Here is an 18,645-nt window from a genome sequence, read left to right on the forward strand (position 1 = left end):
ATGAGCACTGCACGCGAATTCAACTTCGATGGCCTTGTTGGCCCGTCGCATAACTATGCCGGGCTGTCATTCGGCAATGTCGCATCCCACAACAACATCAACAGCGTCTCCAATCCGAAGGAAGCGGCGCTGCAGGGATTGGCGAAGATGCGCGCCCTGGCGTCGCGCGGCTTCGCGCAGGCCTTGCTGCCACCGCAGGACCGGCCCAATTTCCGGCTCCTGCGCAGCATCGGCTTCAGCGGCAGCGACGCCGACGTGATCGCGCGTGCGTACAAGGACGCGCCCGTCGTCCTGGCCAGCGCGTATTCCGCCTCGCCAATGTGGACGGCGAATGCGGCGACCGTCAGCCCCTCCGCGGATACCGCGGATGGACGCACCCATTTCACCGTCGCCAACCTCAACAACAAGCTGCATCGTTCCTACGAGCATGCGCAGACGGCACGGGCGCTGCGCGCGCTGTTCCGCGACGAGAAGCATTTCGCGGTGCATGATGCGCTGCCGCCAACGCCGGCCTTCGGCGACGAGGGCGCGGCCAACCATACCCGCCTGTGCGCGGCGCACGGCTCGCCCGGCGTCGAAATGTTCGTCTATGGACGCGTGGAGTTCGAACCCGAAGCGCGCGCGCCGAAGCGTTTCCCCGCGCGCCAGACCCTGGAAGCCTGCCAGGCCGTCGCGCGCCTGCACGGACTGGATGCGCAGCGCGCCGCATTCATCCAGCAGGATCCCGACACGATCGATCAGGGCGTGTTCCACAACGACGTAATCGCGGTCGGCAATGGCAACGTGCTGTTCTACCACGAGCAAGCCTTTGTCAACGAAGCCAGCACCATCGCGACGCTGCGGCAAGCGATGGACGGTGTGAGGGCTGAACTGCGTCCGGTACGCGTAGCGGCGAAGGATGTCACCGTCGAGGACGCGGTCGGCAGCTACCTGTTCAACAGTCAGCTGCTGTCCCGGCCGGACGGAAAAATGTCGCTGGTCGTTCCGCAGGAGTGCCAGGAAAACCAGGCTGTCGCGCGTTACCTGCAGGGCCTGGTCGCCAGCGGCGGTCCGATCGACGAACTGATCAGCTTCGACCTGCGCCAGAGCATGCGCAACGGCGGCGGTCCCGCCTGCCTGCGCCTGCGCGTCGTGTTGACTGATGCCGAGGCGGCGGCGATGCACCAGGGGGTGATCATGACCGATGCGCTGTACACGGGACTGGTGGACTGGGTCGGCCGTCATTACCGCGATCGCCTCGCGCCGTCAGACCTCGCGGATCCCGCGCTCGCCGTAGAAGTGCAGACTGCTTTGGACGATTTGACAACGATCCTCGGGCTCCCCGGCCTGTACGACTTCCAGAAATAGCCGATTTGCATTGCCGCTCCATTGGGGGCGATAAATCGGGCGCAAACCCGCGTGGATGCTAGTGTGTGCCCGATTTTTCATTGTGTGCCGATCGTACGCCGGCGCAAAAATAGGTCGTTTGACCGAATTTTCTTTTATTTCCCCACATCACTTCCGATCTTTCTTCGCGCATCGGCGGGTTAAGATCGCGCGCCTTTTCGATATCGGAGTATTACCCCTTTCGATGTCGCATTTTTTCAAGATTCCGTCGCGATGCTGTTTTGTCCATGTTGCCGCAACTGGTCCAATAGCCACTCGACAGAACACCCGTCTTGAAAATAAGAGCAAATAAACCTTTCCAACCCGGAGGAACACATCCATGAAGAGTCTCAAGCACTTGCTGGTCGTCGTTGCCGGCCTGGTCGTCGGCATGACGGCGCAGGCCCGCACATTTGAAGAAATCAAGGCGAGCGGCAAGATCATCGTCGCCACCGAAGGCGCCTACCCCCCGTTCAACTTCTTCCAGGGCTCCAAGCTGACCGGCTTCGAAGTCGAGCTGGCTGAAGCGATGGTCAAGAAGATGGGCCTGGCCCTCGAGTGGAAGGCGCTGTCCTTCGACGCACTGCTGGCCGGCCTGCGCCAGGACCGCTGGGACATGGTGATCGCATCCTTCGGCATCACCGAAGAGCGCGCCAAGGCCGTGACCTTCACCAATCCGCACTACTGCAGCGGCGGCGTGATCGTGTCGCGCGACGGCTCGATCCGCACGCCCGACATGCTGGCGGGGAAGACGATCGCCGTGCAGACCGGCTCCACCTACATGGAAAACGTCAAGAAGCTGCCCAACATCAAGGAAGTGAAGAACTTCCCGCAGGACACCGATGCCCGCGCCGCACTCATGAACGGCCGCGTCGACGCCTGGGTCAGCGACCGCTTCGTGGTCAAGAATGCCATCGAGAACAACCCGAACGCGCCGCTGAAGCAGGGCGGTTACCTGTTCGTCGAAAAGGTCGCCACCGCAGTGAAGAAAGGCAACACCTCCCTTGCGGCAGCCGTGGACAAAGCGCTGGCGGAAGTCATGGCGGACGGCACCTACAAGACGCTCTCCGAAAAGTACATGAAAGAAGATATCCGCTGCCAGCAGTAACACAGCGCATCGATATCGAGTAAGGAGAATGCGGTGAGATCAGCAATCAGTTTGTTACCGGCGGAGTGGTCGCGCGAGAAGCGTAGCGCAGTGTCCATCGCCATTTCCGTGGCGGGCCTGTTCGCCTTCCTGTGGCTGATGGCCATCCCCCTGAGCTGGATGCCGGAACCGATCGGTTCCAATGCAGACCAGTTCGCGGAAGGGGCCAAGACCACGATCATGCTGACGGTGGTGTCGGGCGTCATCGGCATCGTTTTCGGCATGCTGGCCGCGCTGGCCAAACTGTCCAAGGTCATTCCGTTCCGGCTGGCCGCTGACTTCTACGTCTGGGTCATCCGCGGCACGCCGCTGCTGGTGCAAGTGCTGTTCGTGTTCCTCGCGCTGCCCGCGCTGGTACCGGGCCTGCAACTGTCGGACTTCAATTCGGCGGTCGTTGCACTGGCGTTCAACGTCGGCGCTTACAACGCCGAAGCGATCCGCGCCGGCATCCTGGCGGTGCACAAGGGACAGACCGAAGCCGCACGCTCGCTCGGCCTCTCGCCCTTCATGACCTTCCGCGATGTGATCTTCCCGCAGGCGTTCCGCATTTCGCTGCCGCCTTTGGTGAACAACATCGTATCGCTGCTCAAGGATTCTAGCCTGGCCTATGTGATCGGCGTGGTCGAGTTGTCGAACATCGGCAACCGCATCCAGTCGGCCACGTTCCAGCCGATCCCGGTATTCATTACGACCGCAACCATCTACCTGCTTCTGACCACCGTGCTGACACAGATCTCCGGTGCAATCGAGCGGCAGCTGGATGTGGAACGCCACCATTGAGCGGGGAAAAGGGGATGAACATGGCAGAAGTACCGGCAGGCGCGCAGGACGCGTCCAAACCCGCAACCAGGGAACCGCTGATCGTCGCGGAAAACATCAACAAGCACTTTGGTCAGTTCCACGTGATCAGGGACGTATCGACGAAGTTCTACCAGGGCGAGGTGACCGTCATCATCGGCGCGTCCGGCTCGGGAAAGTCGACCTTCCTGCGCATGCTGAACCGGCTCGAGACGCACGATTCCGGCCGCATCGTGATCGACGGCATCGTCCTCGACGATGACCTGAAGCATATCGACGCCGTGCGGGCCGAAGTCGGGATGGTGTTCCAGAGCTTCAACCTCTTCCCGCACCTGACGGTGATGGACAACGTCACGCTGGCGCCTCGCCGCCTGCGCGGCGTCACCCGCGCTCAGGCGGAAGAGGCGGCCAAGGCGCTCCTTACGAAAGTGGGCATGGCGGCCCACGCCCACAAGTATCCGCACCAGCTTTCCGGCGGACAGCAACAGCGGGTGGCGATCGCGCGTTCGCTCGCGATGCAGCCCAAGGTGATGCTGTTCGACGAGCCGACTTCTGCGCTCGATCCGGAAATGATCAAGGAAGTGCTCGACGTGATGAAGGACCTCGCGCGCGGTGGCATGACCATGATCGTGGTGACGCACGAAATGGGCTTCGCACGCGAAGTTGCCGACCGCGTGATCTTCTTCGAGAAGGGGCAGATCCTCGAGGAAGCGCCGCCTGCCGAATTTTTCAGCAACGCCCGCAACGAACGCATTCGCGCGTTCCTCGGGCAGATTGCTTACACAGCAAGATAAATAATCCAATTGGGAGAAACAAGAATGCAATTCAAACTGACGACCCTGACTGCATCCATCGCACTGATGTTCGCCGCCGCCATGCCGGCCCAGGCGCAGACCGCGAAGGAATTCGAAGAACTGCGCGCCGAGATGCGCAAGCTGCGCGCCGAACTGGAAGCGCTCAAGGGCCAGAAGCAGGAAACCTCGAACGCAGTACTGGCCGACCGCGTGGAACAGGTGGAACTCCGTGCCAAGGACGCCGTCGTCCTGGGCGATATCCCCAACTCCTTCCGCCTGCCGAATTCCGATACCTCGCTGCGCGTGTACGGCTTTGCCGAGCTGAACGCGGTGCATGAATTCAAGGGTGACAACAGCGACCAGGACTACTCCACCTTCCTGCCGTACGCGCCCCTGAAAGGCACCGCCGCAGGCAACCGCAAGGGCCGCACCTACCTGACCGGCCGCACCTCGCGCTTTGGCATTGAAGCCGCGACGCCGTCGCCGTACGGCCCGATCGCGATGAAGATCGAAGGCGACTTCAACAACGACCCGCGCACCGGCAATTCCGCCGTATACGGCACCGCCGGCAACATCTTCACCCAGCAGGCGACGAACAGCTACAACTTCCGCCTGCGCCATGCCTACGGCCAGTTCGGCGGCTTGCTTGCCGGCCAGACCTGGTCGACGTTCATGGACCTCGACAGCCTGCCGGAAACCGTGGACTTCAACGGCCCGATCGCCGCCACCTTCATCCGCCAGCCGCAGATCCGCTACACCTACCCGATGGCCGGCATGGGCAGCTTCACGGTCGCCCTGGAAAACTCGGTCAGCTACGTGCTGGACAATACCGCCACCGTGACGCCGGCCGGCTTCTCGCGCGTGCCCGACCTGGTCGGCCGCTGGGACAAGGGCTTCGACTGGGGCACCGTCAGCCTGCGCGCACTCAGCCACGAGCACCGCCTCGACGACGGCGCCAGCGTGAACCTGTCGCGCCGCGGTTGGGGTGTTGCGGCAAGCGGCATGGTCAAGACGGTCGACAACGACTTCCTGACCTGGACCGTCACCGGCGGCAACGGCATCGGCCGCTACCTCAACTACGTTGAAGGCGCGTTCTACGACGCCGGCACCAACCGCATCCTGATGGAAAAGGCAGCGGGCGTCGTGCTCGGTTACCAGCACAAGCCGTCGGACACGCTGCGCTACAACTTCGCGCTCGGCTACCAGAAGAACTTCAAGAACGAGTACACGGACTTCGCAGTGGCCAACGGTCTCGACAGCGGCCGCTTCGGCATCAACCGCAAGCTGTGGCAGGCGCACATCGGCGCCATCTGGAATCCGGTCAAGGGCGTGGACATCGGCACCGAGTACATCTTCGGCCGCCGTACCACCCTGGCGGGCGAGGATGGCGACATGAGCCGCATCAACCTGTCGGCGAAGTACAACTTCAACTGATCGTAGTCGCTTTTTGCAGCACGAAGAAAGCCCCGGAAACGGGGCTTTCTTTTTTTCGCTTCATCCGCATCAATTCCGCCCCGATAAATCACCGGCAGACCGCCTGTTTGGCGGCTATATTGGAAAAGGAATTTCCATCGTCAAATAGATGCGCTGCAGCATCACGAATAAGCTTTTGCAAACAAAGGAATTAAAGAATTTCACACGGCAAAACCATCGCTAATATTTGAAGTACTGGTCCCCACAAGGGAAGCATGTGTGCCGTGCCGATATAAATCGGTGTCGCTCAGCTGCAAGACAGCGAAAGCGAGACGGCGCAGACTAAAACCATATTCATGGAGAAGCGCATGACCCAGCAACCGCAAGACCTCCGTACGCGTACATTGGAACGTGTCCTCGCCGGCATACAGAGCCCGGCACCCGCCACCGAATCCCTGATCCGCGCCTGGCTCAATTCCCTGGAGGAAGAAGACCTCGCCGGCATCACCTTCGATTGCCTGGCGTCCTCGCTGTGGGAGGGCTTCTCCCGCCTGGCGAAGTGGACGCCGAAGGAAGGTTGCCGCATCGAAGCGCTCACCTACGCCGACGGTCGCGGCGGCAAGGCGACTGCGCTGCTGATCCTGAATCCGGACATGCCTTTCCTCGTCGACTCCATGGTGATGGCGATGCGCCGGATGCGCGTGCCGTCGCGCGCGGTGCTCAACGCGGTCCTCTCTGTCGAACGTTCAGCGGACGGGAACATTCTCAAGGCGGATAAAGTCGGCAATGGCGGGGGCGCTCCCGAGTCCTATGTCCTGTGCCTGATGGCGGAAGAGATCGGTGGACAGGACCTCGACACCTTGCTGGCGGGTATCCGCATGGCGGCGGGTGATGCCTCGATCGTCAGGCAGGATGCAGCGGCGCTGAAAGCGAAGATGTCCGAGGTTGGCGCGGCCGCCGTCGCACGCGATGCCACCGGGCAGGAGGTCGCAGCGTTCCTCGACTGGGCAAGGAATGAGGGCTTCGAGGTCTTTGGTTATGCCCGTTACCACGTCGTTTCCGGCCAGCGCGAACTCGTCCGCGAACCTGGCAGCGCGCTAGGCGTGTTGAAGGACAAGAGCCATCCGGTCTACGGCAATTGCCTTGCCGGCATCCCGGGCGATTTCGATACGCTTGCCGCGCGCAAGGAAACGCTTTCGGTGGTGAAGGCCGATGTGCAGTCCACGCTGCATCGCGACCAGCAGCTCGATTTTGTCGGCGTGCGCGACAGCGACACCCAGGGAACGATCCTTGGCGAGCACTGCTTTGTCGGACTGTTTTCCCGCGCTGCAACCGCAAGCACGTTGCCGCAGCAGCCATTTGCGCGCGTGCGCATCAAGCAGGTGCTCACCCTTGCCGGTGTGCGCTCCGAAGGCTTCCGTGCCGAGAAATTCCTCGAAATTCTTGAATCCCTGCCGCGGCCCGAAGTGATGGAAGCCGAGCCATCCTGGCTGGCCGCCGTTTGCGGTGCCGTGGTAGCCCTGTACAAGCAGCCGCGCGTCAAGGTGTTCGCACGCCGCGACGTCTATGGCCGCCACCTGAACGTGCTGGTCTACATGCCGCGCGAGCGTTACGGCGCGCATTCGCAGGAAGTGCTGGCACAGACACTGCGCAGCATTTCCGGCGCACGCGACGTACGCGTGCAGGCGCTGCTGGCGGATGGACCGCTGGCGCGCGTGTACATGATCGCCAACGGCGCCAACATGGGACTCGACCTGGAAGCCGACGTCCAGCAGCCGCTGCTCGCCGTGCTGGAAGGCTGGCACAACACCTTCGACAGCCTGGTCGATACAACCGAGGACGCCGGCATCCGTGGCGGACTGCGCAAGCTGCGCGCTTCCCTGCCTACCGATTACATCAACGGCGTATCGCCGCAGGTCGGCTATCGTGACTTGTGCACGCTGCTCGGCAACCCGCAGCCATCGCGCGTCAAGGTGCGCATCGAGATCGGGGCAGGGGATGCGGTCAACATCCGCCTGCATTCCGTCAACACGGTGCCGCCGCTGTCGTCCATCCTGCCGGCGCTGCAGAATGCGGGCGTCTCCATCCTGCGCGAACGCACGCATGCGATTCCCGCGCTCGACGGTTCCCGCTTCTTCGTCTCGAGCCTGTCGGTTGATGCCCAGAGCGCGGTGAACCTCGCCAAGCCGCACGTGGCGCAGGCCGCGCAGGAACTGTTCGAATCCCTGTTCAATGACGAGGCGGAAGACGGCCGCATGAATGCGCTGGTGGTGGAAGCCGGCCTGCGCATGCGGGAGGTGCAGCTGATCCGCGCCTATGCCAGCTACTGGCGCCAGGCGGGCTGCCGCTTCAGTTTGCGCTATATGGCGGAGCGCCTCAAGACGCAACCGGCGCATGTGCGCACGCTGGTCGAAGCCTTCCTGGTACGCTTCAATCCAGTCTTGTCCGATGAGCAGCGCGCATTCGGCACGACGACATTGTCGACCTTCAAGCAACGCCTGGCTGATGTCAATCATGCGGATACCGAAAACATCCTCCGCGCCATTGCCGACCTGATGCTCGCCACGCTGCGCACGTCCTATTTCCAGAACGCGCAGGCGGGCGACACGATCATCTTCAAGTTCGACAGCAGCCAGCTTGCGCTCTTGCCGCAGCCGCGTCCGTACCGCGAAATCTTCGTCTTCGCACGGCGGTTTGAAGGCGTGCACTTGCGCGGCGGCCCGGTGGCACGCGGCGGCCTGCGCTGGTCCGACCGGATGGAGGACTACCGCACCGAGGTGCTCGGCCTGGTCAAGGCGCAGATGGTCAAGAATGCCGTAATCGTGCCGGCGGGGGCCAAGGGCGGCTTCGTCTGCAAGATGATGCCCAAGGACGCGACGCGTGAAGTCATCGCGGTCGAAGGCGAAGCCGTGTACCGCCTGTTCATCGCCGGTCTGCTGGATGTCACCGACAATCGGCTGCGCGGCGAAGTAGTGCGTCCGTCGGAGACTGTGTGCTACGACGATCCCGATCCCTACCTCGTGGTGGCGGCAGACAAGGGCACTGCGACGTTCTCCGACATTGCGAACGGCATCGCGGTCAAGCGCGGTTTCTGGCTGGGCGACGCCTTTGCCTCGGGCGGTTCCAACGGCTACGACCACAAGAAGCTGGGCATCACCGCCAAGGGCGCCTGGGAAGCGGTCAAGCGGCATTTCTATGAAATGGGCCACGACCTCAACACCACGCCGATCACCGCCGTCGGCATCGGCGACATGTCCGGCGACGTCTTCGGCAATGGCGTGCTGCTGTCGCGCCAGCTGAAGCTGGTCGCGGCATTCGACCACCGCCATATCTTCATCGATCCCAATCCCGACGTGGAGAAGTCCTTCAACGAACGCCAGCGCATGTTCGCGCTGCCGCGCTCGTCCTGGGACGATTACGACAAGTCCCTGATCTCGGCGGGCGGCGGCGTCTGGCCGCGCACGGCACGCAGCATCGACCTGTCGCCCCAGGCGCGGGCCGCACTTGGCATCGAGGCAACGAGCATGCTGCCAGAGGAATTGCTCCATGCCATCCTCATGGCGCCGGTGGATCTGTTCTACAACGGCGGTATCGGCACCTATATCAAGGCGTCGACCGAATCGCACGAGCAAGTCAAGGACCGCGCGAACGACGCCATCCGCGTCGACGGCAAGGAACTGCGCTGCAAGGTGGTCGCGGAGGGCGGCAACCTCGGTGCGACACAGGCGGGCCGCATCGAGTTCGCGATGAAGGGCGGACACATCTTTACCGATGCGATCGACAACTCCGCCGGCGTCGACTGCTCGGACCATGAAGTCAACGTCAAGATCTGGCTGGATACGGAAGTCAATGCCGGCAAACTGGACGCGGACGAACGCAATCGCCTGCTGAACGAAATCACGCCGGACATTGTGCGCCTGGTGTTGCGGGACAACACGTTGCAGACGCACCTGCTGGTGCGCGAGCTGCAGGCCCAGTCCGATCATGTCGTACTCGACAGCTATGCGTCCCTGATTGCAAAGCTCGAGGCGGAAGGCGTGATTTCACGCAAACTGGAGCAATTGCCCGCCGCCGCCGAGCTGGTGACGCGCAAGAACGAGAGCCGCGGACTGACCACGCCGGAGCTGGCGGTGGTCGTGGCGCATGTGAAGAACCGCTACAAGCGGCTGCTGTCCGAGCTCAACCTGACGCAATTCACTTGGGCACGCACCATGCTTACGCCGTATTTCCCGCATGCGCTGGTGTCGACGCGCGATCCACTCGAGCATCCGCTGGCGAATGCCATCCTCGCCACTGTCCTGGCGAACGAGGCGGTCAACCGCTGCGGGCCGGTGATGCTGATGGAAATTGCGCAGGCACGTGGTGTGAAGGAAACGGACGTCATCTGCGCCTGGGCGCAGGCATGGTCGGCACTGAGCCTCGCTCCTGTCTTCGGCACACTGGATGCTCATGCACTGCAGGTGCCGCGCGAGGTGTCGCTCGCGGTCGACCAGCGCACCCGGGCGCTGCAGAAGGTCGTAATCCAGGGCGTGCTGTCGGTGCCGGAACAACAGCTGCGCGAGTCGAGTGCGCTTGCGGAGCTGACCACGCTCTTCCGCAAGCCGGAAACCGTGCAGGAATTGGCGCCGTCCGTGCCGTCCGCATTGCCGCTGGAAGGTATGCCCGCATCCTTCGTGCAGTCGTGCGAAACGGTGGAAGCGATCGAAGGCATTGCCGACTTCCTGTTCGCCGGCCTCTCGGTGCCGCGTCCGGAGGGCATGAGTCTGACGCAGTTCCTCCAGCTGGGCATGGCATTGCGGCGCCAGGCCGGCATCGACGGCCTGGAGCGCGTGCTGATGCATGCGCCGGCCAGCGCGACGCAGGAACCCTTGCGCGACCACGCACTCCAGGCATTGCGCCGTGCCCAGCAGCGCTTGCTGATGCGTGTGCTGAAACAGGCGCCCGCCGGCGGCAAACCTTCGGACGACCCGGCGTCGGTGGTAGCTGCCCTCATCAACAAGCTCAAGGTCGGCGCGCGTACCGCCAGCACGGGCGGCCAGCAAAACCTCGAACTCGCGGTGCTCGACGTCTGGGCGTTGTCAGAGGCGGCGTCGACGGCCGTTGATGCAACATGATGGCGGCTGCAATGGAAAACGGTATTCACGACAGCGTGCGCTTGTTGGCGGAAGGGGATTTCACGCACATTGCGGACAGCTTCGCCAATGCCGGCTTCAAGGTGCGCCTGCCGGCAAGGGGAATCCTGCAGGTCGTATCGTCGAGCCATATGCTGCGCCGGCCGCGCCTGCTGATCTCCGTCGGCGTCCATGGCGATGAAACGGCGCCGATTGAAATGCTGGCGCAGCTGCTGGCGGTGCTGGAACGCGGGCCGCATGCACTGGCGGTCGATCTCATGGTCGCGGTGGGCAACATGGCGGCCATCGTGGAGGGAAAGCGCTTCATCGACGCCGATCTCAACCGTATGTTCCGTGCCGACCGCGGCGATCTCGCGTCCGCTGCCGAGGCCACGCGCGCCGATGTCCTCATGCGCGCGACGGCCCAGTTCTTTGCAGGCCCGGATGCCGACAAGTGGCATCTTGACCTGCACACAGCCATCCGGCCTTCGGTCTACCCGACCTTCGCGGTCGTGCCGGCTGTGATTGCGGTCACCCGCAGGGACGCGCTGCTTGGCCTGCTCGGTCGCGCCGGCATCGAAGCAGCCATTCTCAATACCAAGCCGGCGGGCACGTACAGCGCGTATTCCGCTGCCAGTTTCGGGGCGGCGAGCGCGACCGTGGAGCTCGGGCAGGTGGGCGTCCTCGGCAGCAATGACCTTGGCGTCGCTGCAGTCATGGCTGGTACGCTGGATCGCTTTATGCGGACAGGGCGGCTGGAAGCGGACGAGGCGCGACCGCGGGTGTTTCGGGTTGCCCAGGAACTGGTCAAGCAGTCTGATGCATTCCGGATGACATTCGGCAAGGACACGCAGAACTTCACGGCGCTCCCGCCGGGCAGTGTGATCGCCGAGGATGGCGACACGGTCTATCGTGTCGGCGGCGAGTCGGAGTACGTGGTGTTTCCGAATCCCGACGTGCGTCCGGGATTGCGTGCCGGGCTGATGGTCGTGGAAGAGCGTTAGCGCTTTTGCTTCATGCAGTGGTCGATTGCTTCGACGACCTTCACGGCGTTGAAAGGCTTGACGACAAAGCCGCTGATGCCAATTTGCAGCGCCTTCTGCACATTCCCCAGCGTTGGCAAATTGGTCACCATGATCATGCCGACGCCGGGCGCCGCCTGCTTGATCCGCTCGGCGGCGGAATGGCCGTCCATGCGCGGCATGTCGATATCGAGGAAGGCGATGTCGGGTTTGAACATGCCGCACAGCTCGACCGCCTTTTCCCCATCCTGGGCTTCCGCCACGACCTGGTGACCGTGTTCGCGGAGCAGCAGGCGCAGGACATAACGGGTGGTGCTGTCGTCGTCGGCAATCAGGATGTTCAGTTCTTTTTGCAAGGCCGGCATGAAGTTACCTCAGGGCGTGAGCAGGGATTGCAGCTTGCCGCAGACGCGACGGTATTCGTTTTCGATCGCGTCCATTCGCTGTTCGAAGCTTTCAAGCGAGCCTGCCTTGGCGGCGGTTTCGACCGTCTTGCTCAGGGCCGACAGGCCAGTCGCACCGATGGATGCGCAACTGCCGCCGAAGGCGTGTGCGACCTTTGCAAGCTTCGCGCAATCTCCTGCAGCAGCCGCTTCGCGCATCGCCGCCAGTCTTGGCGCGCCGTCGTTCTGGTAGAGCGATGCCAGCTCCGAAAAGTCGGCACCAAACATTTCCTTTACTTCATCGAGTTCATCTTCACAGGGAGTGGCGTCGTTCGTCGTCACCGCCGCAGCGCGCGGCAGCCAGCGGGCGAGAACGTCGCCAAGCAGTTGCGGGCGGATGGGTTTGGACAGGAAATCGTCCATGCCCGCCGCGAGGCAGCGCTCCTGTTCGCCCTGGCCGGTACATGCAGTGAGGGCGATGATGGGCGTTCTCCGTTCCGTGCCCTCGGCTGCTCGAATGCGCTGCGTGGCTTCCAGCCCGTCGAGCACCGGCATCTCGCAATCCATCAGGATCAGGTCGAAGCGATTCCAGGTATGCATTTCGATTGCCTGCATGCCGTCGGCGGCAACAGCAGCCTTGCAGCCCAGCTTCTCCAGCATCCGCGCGGCAACCTGCTGGTTCACCGGGTTGTCGTCGGCCACCAGAATCTTATAGCCGGAATAGTCGGGCGCCGCGTCTTGCTTCCGTTGTATTCCCTGTAAGCCGGATGAGGAGGGCGCCTCGCCATTGCCCGCCATGCACAGCGATGCCAGCGCGGCTTCCATTTCCACGGCATTCGCCGACATGCTCAGGCTCCCGGCAAAGTTATCGTCCGTCCTGGGCGAGCGATGGACCGCATCGTCCATCAGGACAATGAGCGTATCGCGATGTGCCTGATTGGTCTTGATTGCGCTGCCCAATACCCCTGCGTCCATGCCCCCGAGATGGGGTTCAAGCACGACGACACGATAGGGCGCGCCGTTGCGGGCAGCCAGGTCGATGGCCGCGAGACCTTCGTGGGCGGTTTCAAGGAAATCGACCTGCAGCCCGTGGCGTGCCAGGGTGGCCGCCGCAGGGGCCATTTGTCCCCTACGCGTCGCAAGGACAAGAACGCGTGTTCCTTCCAGGGCATCCGCGGCGATGGGAAGGTCGATGGACGTTCGTAGCAAGGTCGCTGGCGGGTTTGCCTGATCGATTGTGATTGTTCCCTTCATCATCTGCACGAGCCGGGTGCAGACTGCCATGCCGAGCGTGTCGAGCGAACCTGCACCGGCTGGCATCGGGTCGGCGCTGCCGAGCACGGATGCAAGACGCGCACTGTTTTGCGACGATTGCGGAATTTTCGCTTCCAGCCCGATCCTGCACTTGCCTCCCGGCAGGTAACGGGCGCTGCAGGCGAGCGTCATGAACTCGCCGGCCGCGCAGTGAAGTGCGACGTCGCCAAGTGCAGAGAGCGCCGCGCGCAGGCGTGCCGCATCGCCATGAAGGCGGATCGGCGCGGGATAGGTGATCGAGACTTCCAGCCCCTTCACGCGGCCGCTTTCCTGCTTGCCCGCCAGGGCAGCATGGACTTCCTGCAGCAGGTCGAAGGGAGCTTGGTTGAAACGGAAGCTGTTGGTCTCGATCAGGGACATGTCGACTATCCGCTCCAGCGACTCCAGCAGCGTGTCGACATTGTGCTGCGCAGTCCGCGCATAGGCCTGTTGCGACGGCGTCAGGCCGGTATCAATCAAGAGTTCGAGGATTCCCCGCACACCGTTCATCGATGTGCGGATGTCATGGTTCATCTCGGCCAGCAGCGAGCCCATGGCCAGCGTGCTGTTTTTATCATGGCCGGCCGCTACGGCCATCTCGTTATGTTTATGCATGTCTCTCCCAGTGGCGTGCAAGACCGTTGCGTCCATGGCAACGGCCGAGCTTGTCCGCCGATGACAATCATATCTGCCCGGCGACTGAATGGCACGCAGACAGATATTGAAACGCCAACTCTCCCTTATCCACCACCCCATAAACATGGGAAATCGTGTAATTCGGAGCCATTTCCCTGAAATGGCTCGCAATTCCCCTTCTTTTCAAGGGGCTGTTTTTCCCGGTCGGTCCCGATAATGCACCTTAAGAAATTCCGGCCCAGCGCGCGCACAAAACAACCGCCGGAATCGCTCATCCAGCGGGAGCAGACATATGGACACAAAGCAGGCGATGCACAACAACCCCGAACTTCAAGGAACAACCCTTGAGGACGAGGATATGGGCGATACGGGAACGCAGGCAGGTTCGCCGCAGTCGCGCACGGGCGGTGTCGACCTGAAAGCCATCCGCGAGGCGATCGCCCGCGTCGAAGCCGAAGCCAAGGCGACGGTTGCCGCTGAAAACCGTGCCCACGCCGAAGCACGTGCCCGCGCACTCGCCGAAGACCGTGCAAGGCTGGATGCCGCCGCCGCGGCCGAGGCCTACCAGAGCGCACGCGCCGCGGAAGAAGCCATCGAAGCCAGCCGCACCCGCTTCGAAGCAGAGCGTCAGGCACGCGAAGCGGCCGAAGCGCGCGCCGCAGCCGTCAAGAAAGAAATTGCCGAACTCCGTGCCCGCGCCGAAGCGGAAGCCGAAGCGAAACGGATTGCCGAAGAGCGCGCCCGCACCGAAGCCGAAGCTCGCCAGCGCGCTGCGGAACAGATCGCCGCGGAAACCCAGCTTGCCGCGCGCGCCGCGGCCGCCGTGGAAGAACTGGCACAGGAAACTGAACTTGCCCGCTGGCAGGCTGCACAGCGCGTTGCCGCTGCCGAAGCCGCCAAGCAGGAGGCCGAGGCACGCGCTCGCGCCGATGCACGCATCGCCGAACTGGCCCGCGAACAGGAGCGCCGCGAAAAGGAAGCCCGCGTGTCGGCGGAAATGCTGGCCAAGGCACGCAGCGAAGCACTCGAACTCGCACGCGAGCGCGAGCGCGCCGAAGAGATGGCCCTGCAGGCTGCCCTGAGCCGTGCACCGGCCGAAGTCCGCGCCCGTGAAGAAGCGCGCGCGCGTGCCATCACCGAACAGGAACAGGAAGCGGTCGCCCAGGCGCGCATCGATATGGAGCGCAAGACCGCGCAGGCGCTTTCGGTGCGCCTGCAGGCCGAGTCCGAAATGCGCGAAGCCGCCGCACGCCGCCAGCATGCGGAATCCGTCGCTGCCGCAGCGGCGGAAGCCCGCCGCGAAGCAGAAGAGAGCATCCGCCTCGCCACCGAGGCACGCATCCGCATCGAGCGCGAACTGCAGGAAAAGGCCTTGTCTCGCATCGAGGCTGAACACAAGGCCGATGTGCAGGCGCGTGCACGCGTCGCCGCCGAAGAACGGGCCATCCAGGAAGCCCGCGAGCGCGCCGTCGCCGAACAGAAAATCATTGAAGCAGTCAAGGCACGCGAACAGGAAGAGCAACGCGCCCGTCAGATTGCCGAAAAGCGCGTGGAAATCGAACGTGCTGCGGCACGGATCGCTGCCGACCAGGTCATCGCCGAGCAGGCCGCCTTTGACCGCGCCGCCGAGCACGCGGAGCTTCAGCGCCAGAACGCCGAGATTGCCGCCCTGAAGGCGCGCGAAGCAATGGAAACAGCCCGCGCCGAGCGCGAACGTGCCGATGCGGAACAGAAAGCCGTCGTCGCGTTGCAGGAAAGGGTGCGCGCCGAGGAAGCCGCCGTCGCGGAGGCCGATGCGCGTGTGCAAGCGGAAAAGCTGCACACGAGCCTGCTGCGCGACCAGGAGCAGGCAGAGCACGTCGCCCGCGTTGCCAAGGAACAGGAGTGCGAAGCGGCAAAGCTTGCACTGGCGAAAGCGATCGAACGCGCCGACGCCCAGCGCGAAGCCGCGCAGGCCGCCCTGCTGAAGGCGCGCGAAGCGGTGGAACTGGCGCGCGTCGAGCGCCAGCGCGCCAAGGATGAGCAGGAAGCGCTGCAAGCCCTGCAGCAAAAGGTCCAGATCGAACGCCAGCGCGCGGAAGTTGCGCAGAAGGCGCTCAGGGCTGCCCAGCAAAAGCTGGCCGCCGGGCAGGCTGCACATGCCCAGGCCGAAGCGCGCCTGCGTGCCGAAGAGGAACAAACCGCCGCGTTGCGGGAACGCGAGGAAGCTGACCGTGCCTTGGGTGCGGCGCGCTTGGCGGAAGCCACCGCCGAGAAGCATTCCGCCGAACAGACCCGTGCCGCCGCCGAATTGCAGCGCAAGGCCGCACAGGCGGCGCTGCTGAAGGCGCGTGAAGCCACCGAACTGGCGCGTGTCCAGCGCGAACGCGCCGAGGCCGAGCAGCGTGCATTGCTGGCGGAACAGGATCGCCGCCAGGCGGAAGAAGCCGCACGCAACGAAGCCGAAGCACGCGCACGCGGCGAGGAAGGCCACACTGAATTGCTGCGCGCCCGCCAGCAGGAAGAGCTGGAAGCGCGCCGCGCCATTGAAGCGAAATCCGCCGCCGAAAAACTCGCGCTCGAACAGGCCGCGCAGCGCGCCGACCTCGAACGCCAGGCAGCCGAAGCGGCGGAAGCCAAGGCGCGCGAAGCCATGGAACTTGCGCGCACCCAGCAGGAACGTGCGCTCGCCGAACAGCAGGCCCTGGAAGCGATCCAGAAGAAGCGCGCTTCCGAAGAGGCCGCGCGTAACTACGCCGCCGAACGCGCGCGGATCGAGACGGAACTCGCTGAAACCATTCGTGCCCGCGAGGAAGCAGAGAAAGCAGCGCACGACGCCGTGACTGCAAAGCAGGCCGCCGAGAAGCAGCAGCGCGAAGCTACGGAGCAGCAAGCCGAACAGGCACGCCAGGCGGCCCAGGCCGCCGAAGCGAAGGCACGCGAAGCCGTGGAGCTGGCACGTGCCGAGCAGCAGCGCGCCGAAGCCGAGCAGAAGGCACTCGAAGCCGTGCGACAGCACCTCGCCGCCGAGCAAGCCCTGATGGCGGAGGCGGAGACCCGCACCCGCGTCGAGCGCGAGCATGCCGAAACGATCGCCGCGCGCGAACAGGCCGAGCAGCTTGCCCGCAAGGCGGTCGAAGCACAGCTGATGGCCGAGAAGCAGCAGTTGCAAAAGGTCGCCGAGCGTGCCGAGTCGGAGCGCCGTGCCGCGCAGCTGGCCCTGAAGAAGGTCCGCGAAGCCATCGAGCTGGCCAAGGTCGAGCAGGCCCGAGTCGTCGCCGAGCAGCAGGCGTTGGTCGCGATCCAGAGCAAGCTCGAAGCCGAGAAGAAGCTTCGCATCGAAGCCGATGCCCGCACCAAGGCTGAAGAAGAGCAGGCCGCCCACATGACGGCCCGCGAACAGGCCGAGCGCACGGTGCGCGAAGCCATCGAAGCCCAGGCTGAAGCCGAAAAGCAGCTGGTGGAAAAGGCCGCCGAACAGGCAGCATTCCAGCGCAAGACGGCCGAAGTTGCCATTGCCCGGGCGCGTGAGGCGATCGAACTGGCAACCGCCGAGCGCCAGCGTGCCAAGGCGGAGCAGAAAGCCTACGCCGCGCTGCAGGAAAAGATGCGTGCCGAGCGTGAGCGCACTGCCGCCGCCGAAAAGGCGCTGGCAGCAACCGAACTGAGGCTGGCCGCCGAAAAGAGCGCTTGCGAGGATGAAAAGGCCCGCGAACGCATCGAGACCGAACTGGCAACCATCACCCGCGCGCGTGAGGAAGCCGCACGCACGGCACGTCTTGCCATCGAGGCAAGGGCAGCCGCCGAAAAGCAGTTCCTCGAGAAGGCCGCCGAGCAGGCACAATCGCAGCGCGCCGCTGCCGAGGCGGCTGAAGCCAGGGCACGTGAAGCCATCGAACTTGCTCGTCTTGAAAGTGCACGTGCCAAGGCCGAGCAAGAGGCGCTGGCATCGATTGCCGAAAAGGTCCGCGCGGAAGAGGTTGCGCACGCCGAGGCGGAAAAGCGCGCCGCGCTGGAGCGCGAGGCCGCCGAACTTGCTGCCCGCCGCATGACGGCCGAAACCGAAGCGCGCGCTGCCGAGGAAATGCGCGCCGAGGCAGAGCGCCGCGCCCTCGAAGCCGCCCGTCGCCAGAAGGAATATGCCGCATCGACGACCGAACAGGCCGACGCGCTGCGCGAGCAATGCGAACGTGAGCAGGAAGAAGCGCAGGCTGTCGCCAAGGATCTGCTGGAGCGGATGAAGGGCAAAAGCGAAGCTGTCGGCCAGTGGCGCGTCCGTGCGGAAGCCGTGCTTGCGGACTCTCCCGTCCCGGCTTCCAAATCCCGGACGGTGCGCCGTCCGCTGGTCGCCATGCTGGGCGGCGCTGCCTTTGTTGCCGGCGTTGCCGTCGCCGCAACCTTCACCATGCAAGGAAGCCAACCTGTCCAGGTGATGGCTTCGCCGTCACCGGTGATGGTTCCCGTGGAAGCCGTGGTTCCGGCAAAGTTGCAATTGTCGTATCAGCTCAGCACCGCCGCGCTGCCGGCACAAGCCGGCAACGACGGCAAATGATGTTCCTTTGACATGCCCGGCGGCCCATGTCAACTTCATGTGCCGCTGGTACTTTTCCCTCTTGTTCCCCGGTTGTCCCAGTGGTACGCACAGTGTTCCAAAATGGCGTATTTAAGCCAGTGAGGTTAGAATGCACTGGTTTCAAAATGCCG

General features: G+C 63.8%; 10 protein-coding genes. 8 read left to right on the forward strand and 2 right to left on the reverse strand.

Features of this window, described 5'->3' with window-relative positions; genetic code table 11:
- From astB to ACNOHI_RS19215, 7 genes are all read left to right on the forward strand, one after another.
- A complete protein-coding gene (gene astB, locus ACNOHI_RS19185) occupies positions 1-1,347 on the forward strand; it encodes an N-succinylarginine dihydrolase (protein ID WP_420476305.1) in 1,347 nt (448 codons plus the stop codon).
- Positions 1,348-1,705: 358 nt separating this feature from the next.
- Entirely contained in the window at positions 1,706-2,473 is a 768-nt protein-coding gene (locus ACNOHI_RS19190) for an ABC transporter substrate-binding protein (protein WP_420476306.1), read from the forward strand.
- Positions 2,474-2,611: 138 nt separating this feature from the next.
- A complete protein-coding gene (locus ACNOHI_RS19195; protein WP_420476470.1) occupies positions 2,612-3,292 on the forward strand; it encodes an amino acid ABC transporter permease in 681 nt (226 codons plus the stop codon).
- 20 nt (positions 3,293-3,312) lie between these two features.
- Positions 3,313-4,104 carry an amino acid ABC transporter ATP-binding protein gene (locus ACNOHI_RS19200; protein ID WP_420476307.1) on the forward strand — a complete coding sequence of 264 codons (792 nt, stop codon included), beginning with the start codon at positions 3,313-3,315 and terminating at the stop codon, positions 4,102-4,104.
- 24 nt (positions 4,105-4,128) lie between these two features.
- Complete coding sequence (locus ACNOHI_RS19205; protein ID WP_420476308.1) at positions 4,129-5,538, forward strand: DcaP family trimeric outer membrane transporter; 1,410 nt, start codon at positions 4,129-4,131, stop codon at positions 5,536-5,538.
- 347 nt (positions 5,539-5,885) lie between these two features.
- The gene (locus ACNOHI_RS19210) at positions 5,886-10,631 is read left to right on the forward strand and encodes an NAD-glutamate dehydrogenase domain-containing protein (RefSeq protein WP_420476309.1); all 4,746 of its coding nucleotides are present in this window, start codon (positions 5,886-5,888) and stop codon (positions 10,629-10,631) included.
- An 11-nt stretch (positions 10,632-10,642) separates the two neighbouring features.
- On the forward strand, positions 10,643-11,632 hold the full coding sequence (locus ACNOHI_RS19215; RefSeq protein WP_420476310.1) for a succinylglutamate desuccinylase: 990 nt from the start codon (positions 10,643-10,645) through the stop codon (positions 11,630-11,632).
- Here ACNOHI_RS19215 and ACNOHI_RS19220 read toward each other — a convergent pair.
- Together ACNOHI_RS19220 and ACNOHI_RS19225 are read right to left on the reverse strand one after the other, a co-directional pair.
- Entirely contained in the window at positions 11,629-12,015 is a 387-nt protein-coding gene (locus tag ACNOHI_RS19220) for a response regulator (RefSeq protein WP_420476311.1), read from the reverse strand. The genes ACNOHI_RS19215 and ACNOHI_RS19220 overlap by 4 nt on opposite strands.
- A 9-nt stretch (positions 12,016-12,024) precedes the next feature.
- Positions 12,025-13,941, reverse strand: a complete 1,917-nt coding sequence (locus ACNOHI_RS19225; protein ID WP_420476312.1) for a response regulator — start codon at positions 13,939-13,941, stop codon at positions 12,025-12,027.
- 313 nt (positions 13,942-14,254) lie between these two features.
- Here ACNOHI_RS19225 and ACNOHI_RS19230 point away from each other — a divergent pair, with 313 nt between their 5' ends.
- Positions 14,255-18,493, forward strand: coding sequence for a hypothetical protein (locus ACNOHI_RS19230; RefSeq protein ID WP_420476313.1), 4,239 nt, complete (start codon positions 14,255-14,257; stop codon positions 18,491-18,493).
- Positions 18,494-18,645 lie beyond the last annotated feature (152 nt).

It is taken from the genome of Noviherbaspirillum sp. ST9 (genome assembly GCF_048799745.1).
Classification (GTDB): Bacteria; Pseudomonadota; Gammaproteobacteria; order Burkholderiales; family Burkholderiaceae_D; genus Noviherbaspirillum.

Excerpts from the sequence above, each read along its gene's own strand:
- astB (WP_420476305.1), top strand. The coding sequence starts at position 1 with ATGAGCACTGCACGCGAATTCAACTTCGATGGCCTTGTTGGCCCGTCG.
- ACNOHI_RS19190 (WP_420476306.1), top strand. The coding sequence starts at position 1,706 with ATGAAGAGTCTCAAGCACTTGCTGGTCGTCGTTGCCGGCCTGGTCGTC.
- ACNOHI_RS19195 (WP_420476470.1), top strand. The coding sequence starts at position 2,612 with ATGGCCATCCCCCTGAGCTGGATGCCGGAACCGATCGGTTCCAATGCA.
- ACNOHI_RS19200 (WP_420476307.1), top strand. The coding sequence starts at position 3,313 with ATGGCAGAAGTACCGGCAGGCGCGCAGGACGCGTCCAAACCCGCAACC.
- ACNOHI_RS19205 (WP_420476308.1), top strand. The coding sequence starts at position 4,129 with ATGCAATTCAAACTGACGACCCTGACTGCATCCATCGCACTGATGTTC.
- ACNOHI_RS19210 (WP_420476309.1), top strand. The coding sequence starts at position 5,886 with ATGACCCAGCAACCGCAAGACCTCCGTACGCGTACATTGGAACGTGTC.
- ACNOHI_RS19215 (WP_420476310.1), top strand. The coding sequence starts at position 10,643 with ATGGAAAACGGTATTCACGACAGCGTGCGCTTGTTGGCGGAAGGGGAT.
- ACNOHI_RS19220 (WP_420476311.1), bottom strand. The coding sequence starts at position 12,015 with ATGCCGGCCTTGCAAAAAGAACTGAACATCCTGATTGCCGACGACGAC.
- ACNOHI_RS19225 (WP_420476312.1), bottom strand. The coding sequence starts at position 13,941 with ATGCATAAACATAACGAGATGGCCGTAGCGGCCGGCCATGATAAAAAC.
- ACNOHI_RS19230 (WP_420476313.1), top strand. The coding sequence starts at position 14,255 with ATGGACACAAAGCAGGCGATGCACAACAACCCCGAACTTCAAGGAACA.